The following is a 14,827-nucleotide window of genomic DNA, read 5'->3' as shown; positions in this document are numbered from 1 at the left end:
CATGTCGCGTGCCCTACCCGCTTTCCTTTTTGGCGTCCACCCACCGTGGTTTGACATAGGTCCGAAGACGCTCAAGTTGCTCAAACTTCTAGCAAATCGTTGTGATAACGGTGCAACAACAGCAAACCAAAGAGACCAGGGATCAGCGCGCATAAATAAACATATATGTCAGACACATACACCGCATCATAGGTGACATATATACCAGACCTCAACTGCATGATGATGTGAGCCACCGGATTGTACAGCAGGATATCACGATAGGCCTGCGGCACAGTGTCGATCAGGAAAAAGACACCCGATATAATGAACATCGGCCGGTTCAGTACGGCCCAAACCGTCGCCCAGATCGGATACATCGCCATAAGATAGCAGTTGAGAAGGCCAATGCCTGTGCCCAGTGCAACAGCCATCATGATGGCGTCAGCAATGCGCCAAAGGTTCAGCGTCACGTTCAGGTCATAATAGACTATGAGCCCCCCAAGAATAATGAACATCACTACAATTTGGGTGATGACATGCAAAATGACTCGTGCCGCAATAGCATCAATGTAGTGCACGGCCGGATAGGTCAGAAGGGGGCGAGAAAAAGGAATGGACATGCCCACTTTCGAGGTGAGCCCTGTGTAAAGCCCCAAGGGCAAAAACCCAGAGGCCATGAACAGTGCAAAGTTCGTACCCAAGGGTGGCAGTCGAAACAGATAGACAAAGACAAAGGACAGGATGGCGATGGCCCCAATGGGCTCCAAGATCGCCCAGATATAGCCACCAGGAGACCGTCCATACGTGGTGGACATCTCACGCAAGATCAGTGCAACAACAACTCGGAAAGTTGCAAAACGGCGGCGCAGAGGCCGCTTTGCAACAGGCGGCAGATCGGTGTTCTGAATATTCACGTGAACGCACTCCGTAGAAGGTGTTTTGACTTCGCTGCATCGACGCGTCACAAAAGCTCTATCTTTGATAAGCACATACCATACCTGATATCCAGTTCCAGCAGGCCACGTACATGTCCCAGCCTTCCACGCAGACACTGCCACCTGCACAGGCGGCGGCGCAAAACAAGCCCGCCACGCCCCCAGCGGCAGCCAAGATTACGCGCAAAGCGCCCAAACCCGCTGGGTCCGCCAGAATGCGCGGGCGCCACGTCTGGCTTATATCGAGCTTTGTTCTATTTGTGATCATCCCGCTCGGATTTGCGGCATGGTATCTCTATGACCGTGCCGTAGACCAGTATGTCTCACGGGTGGGATTTGCGGTCAGATCCGAAGAGGCGCGCTCGGCGCTTGATCTTCTGGGCGGTCTGTCCGCCAGCCTCTCAGGCAGCAGTTCATCCGACACAGACATCCTGTACGAGTACATCCAAAACCGCGAAATTATTGAAAGAATACAGCAAGGCCTTGACCTGGAGCGCATGTATTCTGTGCCCGAGAATGACCCAATCTTTGCCTTTGAACCCACCGGCAATATCGAAGACCTTGAAAGCTATTGGGGCCGGATGGTCGAGATCAACTACGACAGGGGCAACGGATTGATCGAGCTGCATGTCCATGCCTTTGAGCCAAAAGACGCACAAGCCATCGCACAGGCGATTGTCAGGGAAGCGACAAGGTTGATCAATGAGCTGTCTGCCATCGCACGCGAAGACCGCACGCGCTATGCCCGCGTAGATCACGATCAAGCACTGGAGCGTGTCAAAGAAGCGCGCGAGGCGTTGACACGGTTTCGTTCGGCCACACGGATCGTCGATCCGACGGCGGACATCCAAGGTCAGATGGGTTTGCTGAACTCGCTGGAAGCACAGTTGGCAGAAACTCAAATTGAAATGAACCTGCTCATTCAAACCTCGCGCCCAAATGATCCTCGGATTGCAACGGCCGAACGCCGCTTGTCTGTCATCCAAGAACTGATCGAAGACGAACGTGCCAAGTTTGGGCTGGCAGGTGGGCAAGATGGCTCGGAAAACTACGCGACGCTTCTGGGTGAGTTCGAACGGCTGCTCGTCGATCGTGAATATGCCGAAGAAGCCTTTCTGTCTTCCAAAGCGACCCTGGATGCCGCACTGGCCGAAGCGCAGCGTACCAGTCGGTATCTGGCCACTTATATTCCACCAAGCCTGCCACAAAGCTCCACAGCACCTAAGCGTGAGACACTTTTGGCGATCTTGGCTGCTTTTCTCATCATGCTTTGGAGCGTTGGTGCCCTGATCTATTATTCGGTACGCGACCGACGCTAGGACGGTAAACATGATCGAACTACGCAACCTATGGAAAATCTACCGACGCGATGGCGTTGAAAAGGCTGTAGCGCGCGATATTTCCTTCACCTTCCCTGCTGGTGAGTGCGTTGGGCTTTTGGGGGGCAACGGTGCTGGGAAATCCACGATGTTGCAGATGATTGCAGGGTCAGTATCGCCGGATCGCGGGGAAATCATTCAACATGGCACCGTGTCTTGGCCCGTTGGATACGCCGGCAGCTTTCATGGGGATTTGACAGGGGCACAAAACGTACGCTTTGTCGCGCGGGCCTATGGGCTGGACAGCGATGAGATGTGTGATTTCACAAAATCATTTTCGGAACTGGGGGCACATTTTCACTTGCCCGTCCGGACATATTCATCTGGTATGAAGTCCCGCCTGGCCTTTGCCATGTCTATGGCAGCTGATTTCGATACGTATCTCATTGATGAGGTCACGGCCGTGGGGGATGGGTCCTTTATTGCCAAATCCGAAGCCATTCTACGCGAGCGGCTTAAGACACGTGGTGCGATTTTTGTCTCGCACTCTGCTCAGCAAATGGAGCGGTTATGCCAGTCCGGGGTTGTACTCCAAAATGGGCGTTTTTTCTACTACGCGCGTATCCAACGTGCTGTCGAACATTACAATCACTTGATGCAGGGTGCGCTGCCGCCCTGGATGCGCTGACAGCCAAAACAGGCACAATACTTGGCAGTGAACGGACTGCTCACGCAGGTATTTTACTCTTACTCCACAACGCCCTAAGCAGTTGTCGTTTGCCAAAGATCCCGGTGGTTCAGTCAACACCAAAAAGATCACGGGTAAAGACCTTATCCCGCACATCACCAAGGTCTTCGGTTCTGCGATTGGCCACGATCACGTCCGACCGGGCCTTGAACTGCTCCAGATCATGCAGCACGTCCGACCCGAAAAAATGCGCCTCGTCCAGAGCCGGCTCATAGACAATGACCTCGACCCCCTTGGCCTTGATGCGCTTCATGATGCCCTGGACTGAACTCTGGCGGAAATTGTCCGACCCGGTCTTCATCACCAGACGATAGATGCCCACGACCTGCGGCTTGCGAGACAGGATCTGGTCGGCCACGAAATCCTTGCGGGTGCGGTTGGCGTCAACAATGGCGCGGATCATGTTCTGGGGCACGTTGGCATAATTGGCCAACAGCTGCTTGCTGTCCTTGGGCAGGCAATAGCCGCCATAGCCAAAGGACGGGTTATTATAATGGTCCCCCACCCGCGGATCCAGGCACACGCCGTCGATGATCTGGCGGCTGTCGATGTCATTGGCCAGCGCATAGCTGTCCAGTTCGTTGAAATAGGCTACGCGCATGGCCAGAAAGGTGTTGGCAAACAGCTTGATGGCCTCGGCCTCGGAGGCGCCGGTGAACAGGGTGGGCACATCTGCGTCCTCGGCCCCTTGCGCCAGCAGGGCGGCAAAGCGGTGGGCGCGGTCGCTGTCTTCGCCCACGACAATGCGCGACGGATGCAGGTTGTCATAAATGGCGCGGCCCTCGCGCAGGAATTCAGGACTAAAGATCACCTGGTCGGTGTCCAGCTCGGCGCGGATGCGGTCGGTAAAGCCCACCGGGATCGTGGACTTGATCACGATGGTGGCGCCCGGGTTCACCGCGATGACCTCGGCAATGACCGCCTCGACACTCGAGGTGTCAAAGAAGTTGGTCTTGGGGTCGTAATTGGTGGGGGTGGCCACAATGACGAACTCGGCCCCCTCATAGGCCGCCGCCGCATCCAGCGTGGCCGTCAGGTCCAGCGGCCTTTCGGCCAGAAAGGTTTCCAGCTCTTCATCGATAATGGGGCATTTGCGCGCGTTCAGCAGGGCCACCCGGTCCGGGTCCAGATCCACGGCCACAACCGTGTTGTGCTGCGCCAGCAGAACCGCGTTCGAAAGACCGACATAGCCGATCCCGGCCACTGCAAGTTTGGTCATCTCTGTCTCCACATGCTCAAATTTGACCGGTGCATAGTTTAACGCGGCGTCCGCGACCACCGATTTCCGTATCTTGAAAAGATCAAGACATCATACTGCAAATACACCCCTTATTTCCTGCCAATCACAGGCTCACTCCAAATCATCGTCACCAACACCTCGCCCCATGTCACGAGCGCGCGATTGAGGATGACACGCCCCCGCCAGCCCGCTAGAGCGTCAATCCACGCCTCGACAGATCAAGAGCCCTCCCCTGCCCGCCCCGCTTTCCTCCCCGCGCCGCATCCTGATCACCGGCACCGCCGGCTTCATCGGCTTTCACTTGGCCAAGCTGCTGCTGGCCGAAGGTCACGTCGTGCATGGCTATGACGGGATGACAGATTATTACGACGTGGCCCTGAAACGCGCGCGCCACAGCGTCTTGCTGCAAAACCAGCACTTTGCCGCCACCGAAGGGCTTTTGGAAGACCAGGCGTGCCTTGACCGCACGGCGGACAGCTTCCAGCCCGACATCATCGTGCACCTGGCCGGTCAGGCCGGGGTGCGTCACAGCCTGGATCACCCGCGCGCCTATATCGACGGCAATGTGGTAGGCAGCTTCAACGTGATGGAGGCGGCCCGGCGGCTCGGGGTCGCACATCTGCTGATGGCGTCCTCGTCCTCGGTCTATGGGGCTAACACGTCGATGCCCTTTGCTGAGGTGGACAAGGCCGACACCCAACTCACCATCTATGGCGCCACCAAGAAGGCAGGCGAAAGCATGGGCCACGCCTATGCCCACCTGCACGACCTGCCCACGACGCTGTTTCGGTTCTTTACGGTGTATGGGCCCTGGGGACGGCCGGACCTGGCGTTTTTCAAATTTGCCGATGCGATCCTCGATGGGCGGCCCATCGACATCTACAATCACGGGCAGATGTATCGCGACTTTACCTATGTGGATGACCTGGTGCAGGGCATCCGGCTTTTGATCGACGCGGTGCCGGAACGACCCGCCCGCGCCGACGCCATTGCAGAGGGCGATAGCCTCAGCCCCGTCGCCCCCTACCGGGTGGTCAACATCGGCAACTCGACCAAGGTCAAGCTGCTGGATTTCATCGAGGCGCTGGAAACCAGCCTGGGGCAAAAGGCCATGCGAAACTACATGGACATGCAGCCCGGCGATGTGCCTGCAACCTGGGCCAATGCGGACCTCTTGCATCAACTGACAGGGTACCGGCCACAAACGGATGTGCAGACGGGCATCGACGCCTTTGTGCGGTGGTTCCGGGACTACTACCGGAAATAAGGGACGCCTGATTGCCCCCTTCTCAGGATACCATGCGGATCACAGCCAATCAGAACGCGCTCGATATGCTTCGGGGGACACGATGCCCCCCAGGCTGAACAATGCCGCACGGCCCGACGCTCCCAAGGCGGGTTTGAAAACCTGGCCTCTGGAACACCGCACCGCTTGTAAAAGTCTGGAAAGCTACCAACGGAGGTAAAAGCCAGCGGCGATCTGGGTGGAGTTAGCACTATATGCGACCAGTAAACTTACGGTCAGGGCCAAGCCTCCCGATCTGTGCCTAGCTCACCGCGATACCAGATGTAAGTCAGTCAAAGGTGACATAAAGTGTGCCGACCACCTTGTTCGCCCCCGTCGTATTGGCACAGACCAGAGACAGTGCGGACCCCGCTGGCACCGCACGCGGTGCTACAGAAAAGTCCACCGTTGCGGTCTGAAAGACCCCAGCTCCGGAATAGTCCAGCGTGATGTCAAAGGAAGGATCCGCCACTTCATCTACAAGCAGGTGAAAGCGCGTCACGCCAGGTAGACCGGCCGTAACTGAAAGCGTTGCCGCCATTACCTTTGCATCAAAAGGCAAAACCGGGCCCGCTGTATCAGTGGCTCCATTACCAAAACTTAGATAGTGGCCCACATTCAACGGACTGTTGCGCTCCCCCACAAAGGCCACTGTCTGGCCCCCCATAGGCCCCGCAGCAGATCCCGTGCCCGCCACCCCGTTGGGAAAGCGCACGGCCCCGGTGGCCGCATCCACCACAAGCCCGTCATGGAAGGTCGTGCCGTCCTGCGACACCTTGATGGAAAAGTCGTCATTGCCCGCACAGCCCATCTCGGCCCGGCCCGACCAGTTGGTCTGGAACAAAAGCGCATTGGTGTCAGCGGTGGCGGCCTTGTTGATCTTGAGCTGGTGGCCCGCGCCTGCATGGGTCAGCAGCGACGCCTCCGAGGCCACGGCAAAACGGTTGATGGCATCAGCCGAGGTGCCAATGCCCAGTTCGGCAAAATCGCCCACAACCGCCTGCCAGGCCCCCGCGCGGTGCACCAGCAGCGTGCCTGCATCCAGATCCCAGGCCAGCCATCCCTCTTGCGGGGGGATGAATTGCCAATGGCTGCCGCCCCATTGCGCCAGCATACCCCCCTGCCCGGTCCAGACGCCGGTGGGGGCAGGCCCCAGCGCATAGGTCTCGCCCGGGGCGGGCAGCGCGGGCGGGGCTGCCGCACCCCGCTCCGTCAACACCAGCTGGGTGATCCCGTCCAAGAGGGCCAGCGCTTCGTTATGGGTGACATGCTTTTGCGCCTGTGAAGGCAGGATCAGCGGCAGCCCCAGCCGGGCAGTCGTATCGGTCATGGCAATAGGCTCCTCGCGTCGCGGTCAGGTCGGCGGAGGTTTTATGAATGGAAGGTTAACACCTGCTCAGCGCAGCGCACGGTCGGGTTAACGGCGGGTTAACAGCTACAGCCGCCCCGCCTGCGCCTTGACCCAGCCCAGAAACGCGCGCCCCGGATCGCTCAGGCGCGGGCGGCCACTGTCGGCCCAGAACCCCTGCCAGGCGGCCTCCAGCGCATAGACATCCGTCCCCGGCGCCAGCGCGCGCGCAGCCTCCAGCACCTCCGGGCCCAGCACCGGGGCCTCGCCCGCCGCCAGCACATGGGCGTCGCGCGTCACCACCACCAGATCGCCCGGCGCCTCGGTCAGGGTATAATCCGGCAACAGCCCGTCCCGCATCATCCGCCGGACCGCTGCCCGAAACACCCGTAAGGGCGCGGCAGAGCCTGCCTTCTTGTGCAGGGTCGCCATGCTCACCCGCCACTCGGGCTGCCGCCCACAATGCTTGCGCGCCAACTCGTAGATGCGCCGCTCCAGCGGTTTGCGCAGGGCAAAGTAATCGCGGCTCAGGGTCAGCACCGCCTTCGACTGCACCGCCCGGAAAATCCACTCGCTGAGCGTCACCATCACGCTCACCATGCGGCCCCCCCGCGCCTTGCGCACGATTTCCCAGCTTTCGATCAGGCCAAAACCTTGCGTGACCTCCACGCCACCCGTGCTCAGGTTCGTGGTGATGCGCGTGCCTGCCAACCGCTCAAAGGCGTCCCGCAGCCGCCCGTACCCATCGCCGGACGTATCCCGCCGCGTGGCCACCAGCAGATCATGCGCCTTGATCTGCAGCGTGCGCGAAATGGGGCGACCCGCGTTCAGCGCTGCCATTAACTGGCTGATGCAGTAGATCAGGATATCCTTGTCATGGATCGTCGCCCTACCCCGCACGCTGGGGGTCACATCGACCTGCACATCGTTATGAGCATAGGACAAGATGCGCCGATCCGGCCGGGTGGAGAGCGAAAAGATCGGATGCTCCATCGTACCCAGATCATCCTTGGGACTGGCATCGAAAATATCGCAGACAAAGAATGCACTGCGGCCCCCGCTTGCGATCGCTTCTGTCATGCGCGTCCTGCCTGCCCGTGTCGGGACCCTGTTTCCGGGCCCTCGATCCTGTCCGAATCTGCCCCGTTATCTTCGGGGTTTCAGTGACACCGACCCTAGAGTTATCCACAAGCCGCGTCCAGTTCCGCTTCGGAGGATCAGAGTCACCCCTGCGGTGGATCGGAGTCGCTTTATCGGGGGTTCAGAGTCAGTTGAAGCCGATAATACTCCCGCAACATCTTGATTCAAATGGGAAAACGAAAAATGGTGGTACCCCGTAACAATCAATAACAATAAACTAACAGAAAAAAGATCGCAGGGATCCGCCTACGCTCAGAAAATACTTAGAAAAACAGGGTATTTGGCGGGCGTTGTTACATGATTGCTTTCATGTTGCGCCTTTTGTGGTATAAGGGCGAAAACACGAAACATGAGCAGAAAATGACAGCGCGATCCGACGGAAGCCTGCCACCCTATTTCAACATCGACCCGGACATGGCCGCAAGCCATTTGGGCGCACCCAGTTCGACCCAGCACTTTGGCGCCCTGGCCCAGGCCTGTGGGGCCGGACGCAGCGACCTGGCCAGCCGGGGGCTAGAGGACAACGGGGCACGCCAGCTGCGCCTGTTCTCGACCTGGGAAATCACCAAATACCTGATCCCCGTGGCAACAGGCCATTTCCGCCGGGTGCTGCGCCAAAACCCCGATTTGCCCCAAGGCACGTCCGAAACCGAAGGGGGCGCCAAGTGGTTCACCCTCGACGAAGTGCTGCGCCTGCGCGCCCATTTCGGACAGGAAGGATCGAAGGCCAAGGAATACCTGCCCTACCGTCCCGAGGGGCAGCCTGCGAAAATCACCGCCGTGGCGAACTTCAAAGGCGGCGTGGGCAAGACCTCGATGGCGGCGCATCTGGCGATGTCCGCCGCCCTTGATGGCTACAAGGTGCTGGTGGTCGATCTGGACAGCCAGGGGTCGATGACCTCGATCTTCGGCGGGCAGGTCACGGATGAATGGCAAACCGTCTTCCCGCTTATGGCCCGACACTATGCGCAACATCTGCGCGGTGAAAACCAGCGCCGCATCGACCGGAACGAGGCTCCCCTGCCCCTCGACGACACACTGACGGACGCGCTGACCACAAATGCCAAGGATCTCGTCCAGACCACCCACTGGCCCAACATTGATCTCATAGGCGCGCAGCTGAACCTCTACTGGGCGGAATTCCAGATCCCCGTCTGGCGCATGCAGGCGCGCGGTTGGAAGCTCTGGGATGCGCTCACCGACAGTTTCGAACAGGATGGGCTTCTGGACCAATACGACGTCATCCTGCTCGATACGCCCCCTGCCCTGGGATATCTGACGATCAATGGGCTCGCAGCGGCCGACATCCTTCTGGTGCCCATGGGCGCGTCCTTTCTGGAATTTGACAGCACGGGCCGTTTCTTTGACATGCTGCACGCAACCTTCGGGTCCATCGAAGAGGCGGAGAATATGGCCGCCCGCGCCCTGGGACGGGACGAAATGGCGTTCCAATGGGACGCTGTGCGCGCCGTGGTCACCCGCTATGACAGCAGTCAACAGGCCGAACTTGCGGCTCTAATGCAGGCCTATTTGGGTGAAACGCTGTCGCCGCACCGGCAGGGCTTCACCGCGCTGATCGGTCAGGCGGGCGAAAAGGTGCAAGGGATCTACGAAGCCGACTACCGCGATTTCAACCGCGAAACCTATGCCCGCGGGCGTGAAACCTTTGACGCCACCTATGCCGCGTTCAAGCAGCTTTTGATTGGCAGTTGGCGGCGCGACGAACTGGACGCCGCCACACAAGAAGGGGCCGCATAGGCCCCCACGTAGATGACAGGAGGCCCCCATGGCCAAGCGCAAGCGACTGACCCCGGCCAACCCCACTTATCTCAGCGATGGCGGTGGGCCGCTGAACACGGGTATGCGGGCGCCCATTGCGGATGTGGCCTCTGACGCCGCCGCCACCGCCGCTCTGCGCGACGTGAGTGCCGCGATGGCCGAGGCGCGCGAGGCCGGGCGCATGGTGGCAGAACTCCCGTTGGATCAGATCGACATGACCTATCTGGTGCGCGACCGGGTGTCGGGGGACGATGCCGAGATGGAGGCCCTTGTCACCTCGATCCGCGACCGTGGCCAGCAAACCCCAATCGAAGTGGTTGATTTAGGCTCTGATACGAGGCCAAAACGCTACGGGCTGATCTCGGGCTGGCGGCGCTGTCAGGCCCTGATGCAGCTGGCCCGTGATGGCAGTGGCCCGGACAACGTCCTTGCGCTTCTGCGCGCGCCCAAAGCCGCCTCTGACGCCTATGTCGCCATGGTCGAGGAAAACGAGATCCGCGTTGGTCTGAGCTATTTCGAACGGGCGCGTATCGTCATCAAATCCGTAGAGCTGGGCGTATTCACAACTCGAAAAAAGGCTCTACAAGGTCTGTTTGGCACTGCATCGCGCGCCAAACGATCAAAGATCGGCAGCTTTGTGGATATCGTGGAAGCGTTTGATACCGTGCTTGCGCACCCACACCGTATCTCTGAACGTCAGGGGTTGATGATGGCCAAACGGCTTGAAGCAGACCCCAGCTTTACACAAAGCGTTATCCGGCTCTTGTCAATCCAGCCTGACCGCAGTGTTGAGACCGAACAAGCCCTTCTTTCGGACATGTTGGAAAAGGGCCCTAAAGCTGTCGGCAGTGGTCCAGAGCCGGGAAAAGTAGGCTCTAAAAAAGCCAAAACGCCATCTATGTCGACGACCTTCCATCTGCGTCCCGGCTTACAGGCTGCGCAGGACCCAAGCACAGGTTCCCTGCACCTTTGGGGCAAGGATCTCACCCCGGATCTGCGCGACCGCCTGCTCGATTGGCTTCGCGATCAAGACTGAGGCGGTCCCAAATGTTTCGCACGCGAAACATTTTCGGTCTCGGTCTTGATCTGCGGTGTTCAAGATGCAAGCTTCTATTGGGGGGGTGACAATCATGGCGCCGGTTGCTAAGCGCAGTCCAAATTGCAGCCCTTCGTTTTTTGAGGTTATTGTGAAAATACAAGACACTGCACTGCCAGGGGTAAAGCTGATTGAACCTCAGCGTTTTGGCGACAATCGCGGGTTCTTTTCTGAAAGCTACAGTCGGCAGAGGATGCTGGATCACGGCATCGATATTGAATTTGTGCAGGACAATCACTCGCTTTCGCAGCAAGAAGCAACTGTGCGCGGCCTACACTTTCAGGCGCCGCCGCATGCGCAGGACAAGCTGGTGCGATGTGGGCGCGGCCGGTTGTTTGACGTTGCGGTGGATATTCGCAAGGGCAGCGCAACGTATGGGCAATGGGTTGGCTATGAGCTGAGCTTTGAAAATGGGCGTCAGTTGTTGGTGCCCAAAGGGTTCTTGCATGGTTTCGCCACTCTGACACCAGACACTGAGATCATTTACAAATGCTCTGACTATTACGCACCGGAATGCGATGGTGCAGTCAGGTTTGATGATCCGACCATCGGTGTCGATTGGGGGATCGATCCTACGGCCGCAATTCTGTCGGAAAAGGACAGCAAAGCGCCCCTGCTGGCCGACTTCAACAGTCCGTTCATGTGGGAGGGCTAAACCATGAAATTGCTTGTTACAGGTGGGGCAGGATTCATCGGGTCGGCTGTTGTGCGGCGGGCTATCGCGTCCGGACATCAGGTCGTCAATGTTGATGCACTGACCTATGCCGCATGTCTGGAGAATGTGGCGTCGGTTGCTGACAGCCCAAATTACGCGTTTGAGCAGGTGGATATTCGTGATCGGGCCGCGCTTGATTTGGTTTTGGCAACGCATGGGCCCGATGCTATCATGCATCTCGCAGCAGAAAGCCATGTAGATCGCTCTATCGACGGGCCTGGTGACTTTATAGAGACCAATATCACAGGCACGTTCAACGTGCTTGAAGCGGCCCGCAAATACTGGTCGGAAAATGGTAAGCCTGACACGTTTCGCGTCCATCACATTTCTACGGACGAAGTCTTTGGCTCCTTGCCAAAAGACCCCGAAATACAGTTCACGGAACTTACGCCTTATGATCCACGCTCACCATATTCGGCATCCAAAGCGGCCAGTGATCATCTGGTGCGCGCTTGGGCCGAAACCTACGGGTTGCCAGTGGTCTTGACCAATTGTTCGAATAACTATGGCCCTTTCCATTTTCCGGAAAAACTGGTGCCGGTGATCATTCTCAATGCACTTGCCGGCAAACCGCTGCCAATCTATGGCGACGGATCCAACATACGCGATTGGCTTTATGTCGAAGATCATGCCGATGCGCTGCTGGTGGTCGTCGAAAAGGGGGCCCTTGGCCGGTCTTACAATATTGGGGGCGAAAACGAGCGGACCAATTTGGAGTTGGTACAGACCCTTTGCGGCATCTTGGATGAGTTGCGTCCCAAAGACAGTGGTACGTATGCTGATCAAATCACCTTCGTCACTGATCGCCCGGGGCATGATGCACGCTATGCCATTGATCCAACGCGTATTCGAGATGAGCTTGGCTGGCGTCCGAGCGTTACCGTCGAAGAGGGCCTGCGCCGTACCGCCGAATGGTACCTGAACAACGAAGCCTGGTGGCGACCCTTGCAAGCGCGGTCCGGGGTAGGGGAGCGCCTTGGGGTGAAGGCATGAACCTTGGCGTCCTAAGAAGGATGTTCGCCTTCATCCTTCATAGGAAAAACCTTGCGCCTTAGGACCGTTGTTGGCGTCCGCCACACACATATCATTCTGTCGGGATATACAGTGCTAATATGTCAACATGTTCCACCAAGATCAGTACTAAACATCTGATGTTTAAAAGAATAAGTCCGTTATACAGATATATTCGCGTGATAGGCTGAGGAGCACTCATGAAACTCCTTGTTTTTGGAGAAAGTGGCCAGGTTGGTCGGGCATTGCAGGGCAGGGCAGGGGATGTGGCTCTTGAAGTGCGAGGCTCGAAGGAGGCTGACTTTACCGATCCAGACACTTGTGCAGACTTTGTGGTCGCAACGGACGCTGACGCCGTTATCAACGCCGTGGCTTATACGGCTGTCGACAAGGCGGAAGAACAAGAAGATCTGGCTTTGATGGTCAACGGCACAACACCGGGGATTATTGCGCAAGCGGCTGCAGCCCGCGGATTGCCGATGGTACATATCTCGACGGATTATGTGTTTGACGGGGCAGGGGTAACGCCCTTTGCCACTGATCATCCTACGGGCCCGCTTGGGGCATATGGCCGTACTAAACTCGTCGGGGAAGAGGCTGTGCGTGCAGCTGGTGGCACCCACGCTATTTTGCGCACATCCTGGGTGGTGTCTGCACACGGCCAAAATTTCGTCAAGACAATGCTTAGACTTGGATCCGAGCGGGAACGGCTGACTATTGTTGCGGATCAAATCGGGGGACCAACATGTGCAGCCCATATTGCTGATGCCTGTATCGAGATTGCAGGCCAGTTGCTGCAAGACGCCTCAAAGGCGGGCACATACCATTTCTCGGGCGGCCCAGATGTCAGCTGGGCTGATTTTGCACGGCATATTTTTGCCCAGAGCGGTACAGATTGTGACGTAACCGATATGCCATCCTCTGATTATCCTACACCTGCGCAACGGCCGTTTAATTCGCGCATGGACAACAAAACAACCCAAACCACTTTTGGAATTGCACGCCCTGATTGGCGCAAGGGCCTTATCGATATTTTGACCGACCTAGGAGCTTTGAAAACATGACGACGCGTAAAGGCATTATTCTAGCGGGAGGCTCCGGCACGCGCCTTTATCCTGTGACATTGGCAGTCTCAAAACAATTGCTGCCAGTCTATGATAAGCCCATGGTCTACTACCCGCTGACGGCATTGATGCTGGCAGGTATTCGCGAGGTGGCGATCATTACGACACCGCAAGACCAGGACCAGTTTGTGCGTCTGTTGGGCGATGGCAGTCAATGGGGGATATCCTTTACCTATATCGTACAGGCGAGCCCGGATGGTTTGGCGCAGGCCTACACGCTTGCCGAGGATTTTCTGGCCGGTGCGCCATCAGCGTTGGTTTTAGGGGACAACATTTTCTTCGGTCATGGCCTGCCCGAGCTGCTGGCCCGTGCTGACAACCGTATCGATGGCGGAACAGTTTTTGGATATCGCGTTGCAGATCCTGAGCGCTATGGCGTGGTTGGATTTGACGCGAGTGGCGCGGTTCAGACAATTGTGGAAAAACCTCAGGTGCCGCCATCAAATTATGCGGTTACGGGGCTGTACTTCCTTGATGGCGATGCGCCAAAATTGGCAGCCGAAGTTCAACCGTCGCCACGCGGGGAACTGGAGATCACGTCGTTGTTGGAAATGTATCTGACCGCTGGCAAGCTGTCAGTGGAACGCATGGGCCGCGGGTATGCCTGGCTGGACACTGGAACGCATGGCAGTCTTCTGGATGCGGGTAACTTCGTACGCACTCTCGAAAATCGCCAAGGTCTTCAAACGGGTAGCCCCGAAGAAGTCGCCTTTGCCCAAGGATGGATCACAGCAGAACGGTTGGCTGAAACTATTAAACCTTATTCAAAGAACAACTATGGTGCATATCTTGCGGGTTTGTTGGCTTAGAGTCAGGCTTCGCTAGGTTTCTTTTGTGTGCGTGTTTCGTGGCTGGGATCCGAGCGGTGAACATATGTGTTTTTTACTGGTTAAGCCATGCGGAGATAGCGGGGTCGTCAGAAGGCGATCTACAACCGTTAGAAGCGATGGAACGATAAGAGTGTCCTCGCTCGAATGATGGTTGGACTGGCGACTGTGAACAGTGCACGCAATATAGTGATGATTGATGTGTCGATCTCAAAATCGCATGTCAGTGCACATCTTTGGCACAGCCTTAAAAGCCCCGCCTCACCCCAGCAAATCGA

At 57.6% G+C, this 14,827-nt stretch carries 13 protein-coding genes; 9 read left to right on the top strand and 4 right to left on the bottom strand.

The window, feature by feature from the left end; translation table 11 throughout:
• Positions 1–80 precede the first annotated feature (80 nt).
• On the bottom strand, positions 81–896 hold the full coding sequence (locus RA29_RS19030) for an ABC transporter permease (protein WP_082029625.1): 816 nt from the start codon (positions 894–896) through the stop codon (positions 81–83).
• Between the two features lie 113 nt (positions 897–1,009).
• Here RA29_RS19030 and RA29_RS19025 point away from each other — a divergent pair, with 113 nt between their 5' ends.
• Together RA29_RS19025 and RA29_RS19020 are read left to right on the top strand one after the other, a co-directional pair.
• On the top strand, positions 1,010–2,236 hold the full coding sequence (locus RA29_RS19025; protein ID WP_241462656.1) for a sugar transporter: 1,227 nt from the start codon (positions 1,010–1,012) through the stop codon (positions 2,234–2,236).
• 10 nt (positions 2,237–2,246) lie between these two features.
• Complete coding sequence (locus tag RA29_RS19020; RefSeq protein ID WP_039689015.1) at positions 2,247–2,924, top strand: ABC transporter ATP-binding protein; 678 nt, start codon at positions 2,247–2,249, stop codon at positions 2,922–2,924.
• 109 nt (positions 2,925–3,033) lie between these two features.
• Here the strand turns inward: RA29_RS19020 and RA29_RS19015 are convergent, their stop codons facing one another.
• Positions 3,034–4,203, bottom strand: coding sequence for a nucleotide sugar dehydrogenase (locus tag RA29_RS19015; protein WP_039689028.1), 1,170 nt, complete (start codon positions 4,201–4,203; stop codon positions 3,034–3,036).
• A 322-nt stretch (positions 4,204–4,525) separates the two neighbouring features.
• Between RA29_RS19015 and RA29_RS19010 the strand changes: the two genes are divergently transcribed.
• A complete protein-coding gene (locus RA29_RS19010) occupies positions 4,526–5,491 on the top strand; it encodes an NAD-dependent epimerase/dehydratase family protein (protein ID WP_241462655.1) in 966 nt (321 codons plus the stop codon).
• A gap of 307 nt (positions 5,492–5,798) precedes the next feature.
• Here the strand turns inward: RA29_RS19010 and RA29_RS22110 are convergent, their stop codons facing one another.
• Positions 5,799–6,839, bottom strand: coding sequence for a DUF2793 domain-containing protein (locus RA29_RS22110; protein ID WP_052249788.1), 1,041 nt, complete (start codon positions 6,837–6,839; stop codon positions 5,799–5,801).
• A gap of 105 nt (positions 6,840–6,944) precedes the next feature.
• On the bottom strand, positions 6,945–7,937 hold the full coding sequence (locus RA29_RS19000) for a replication initiator protein A (protein WP_039689011.1): 993 nt from the start codon (positions 7,935–7,937) through the stop codon (positions 6,945–6,947).
• A 420-nt stretch (positions 7,938–8,357) separates the two neighbouring features.
• On the opposite strand from RA29_RS19000, the gene RA29_RS18995 reads away from it, so the two are divergent.
• The 6 genes from RA29_RS18995 (at position 8,358) to rfbA (ending at position 14,531) form a co-directional block, all read left to right on the top strand.
• Positions 8,358–9,755 (top strand): AAA family ATPase, encoded by a 1,398-nt coding sequence (locus RA29_RS18995; protein ID WP_039689024.1) that lies wholly within the window; start codon positions 8,358–8,360, stop codon positions 9,753–9,755.
• 28 nt (positions 9,756–9,783) lie between these two features.
• On the top strand, positions 9,784–10,812 hold the full coding sequence (locus RA29_RS18990) for a ParB N-terminal domain-containing protein (protein WP_039689009.1): 1,029 nt from the start codon (positions 9,784–9,786) through the stop codon (positions 10,810–10,812).
• Positions 10,813–10,963: 151 nt separating this feature from the next.
• A complete protein-coding gene (gene rfbC / locus RA29_RS18985) occupies positions 10,964–11,527 on the top strand; it encodes a dTDP-4-dehydrorhamnose 3,5-epimerase (RefSeq protein WP_039689022.1) in 564 nt (187 codons plus the stop codon).
• Positions 11,528–11,530: 3 nt separating this feature from the next.
• Positions 11,531–12,580, top strand: a complete 1,050-nt coding sequence (rfbB, locus tag RA29_RS18980) for a dTDP-glucose 4,6-dehydratase (RefSeq protein WP_039689007.1) — start codon at positions 11,531–11,533, stop codon at positions 12,578–12,580.
• A gap of 218 nt (positions 12,581–12,798) precedes the next feature.
• On the top strand, positions 12,799–13,662 hold the full coding sequence (gene rfbD / locus RA29_RS18975; protein WP_039689005.1) for a dTDP-4-dehydrorhamnose reductase: 864 nt from the start codon (positions 12,799–12,801) through the stop codon (positions 13,660–13,662).
• Positions 13,659–14,531 carry a glucose-1-phosphate thymidylyltransferase RfbA gene (gene rfbA, locus RA29_RS18970; RefSeq protein ID WP_039689004.1) on the top strand — a complete coding sequence of 291 codons (873 nt, stop codon included), beginning with the start codon at positions 13,659–13,661 and terminating at the stop codon, positions 14,529–14,531. The genes rfbD and rfbA overlap by 4 nt, the downstream gene beginning before the upstream one ends.
• Positions 14,532–14,827: the final 296 nt, after the last annotated feature.

The organism is Tateyamaria sp. ANG-S1, assembly GCF_000814025.1.
Classification (GTDB): Bacteria; Pseudomonadota; Alphaproteobacteria; order Rhodobacterales; family Rhodobacteraceae; genus Tateyamaria.
This window is presented reverse-complemented; position numbering and strand designations above follow the sequence as displayed.

What these genes read in the sequence shown, in the direction of transcription:
- RA29_RS19025 (WP_241462656.1), top strand. Translation starts at nt 1,010, where the DNA reads ATGTCCCAGCCTTCCACGCAGACACTGCCACCTGCACAGGCGGCGGCG.
- RA29_RS19020 (WP_039689015.1), top strand. Translation starts at nt 2,247, where the DNA reads ATGATCGAACTACGCAACCTATGGAAAATCTACCGACGCGATGGCGTT.
- RA29_RS19015 (WP_039689028.1), bottom strand. Translation starts at nt 4,203, where the DNA reads ATGACCAAACTTGCAGTGGCCGGGATCGGCTATGTCGGTCTTTCGAAC.
- RA29_RS22110 (WP_052249788.1), bottom strand. Translation starts at nt 6,839, where the DNA reads ATGACCGATACGACTGCCCGGCTGGGGCTGCCGCTGATCCTGCCTTCA.
- RA29_RS19000 (WP_039689011.1), bottom strand. Translation starts at nt 7,937, where the DNA reads ATGACAGAAGCGATCGCAAGCGGGGGCCGCAGTGCATTCTTTGTCTGC.
- RA29_RS18995 (WP_039689024.1), top strand. Translation starts at nt 8,358, where the DNA reads ATGACAGCGCGATCCGACGGAAGCCTGCCACCCTATTTCAACATCGAC.
- RA29_RS18990 (WP_039689009.1), top strand. Translation starts at nt 9,784, where the DNA reads ATGGCCAAGCGCAAGCGACTGACCCCGGCCAACCCCACTTATCTCAGC.
- rfbB (WP_039689007.1), top strand. Translation starts at nt 11,531, where the DNA reads ATGAAATTGCTTGTTACAGGTGGGGCAGGATTCATCGGGTCGGCTGTT.
- rfbD (WP_039689005.1), top strand. Translation starts at nt 12,799, where the DNA reads ATGAAACTCCTTGTTTTTGGAGAAAGTGGCCAGGTTGGTCGGGCATTG.
- rfbA (WP_039689004.1), top strand. Translation starts at nt 13,659, where the DNA reads ATGACGACGCGTAAAGGCATTATTCTAGCGGGAGGCTCCGGCACGCGC.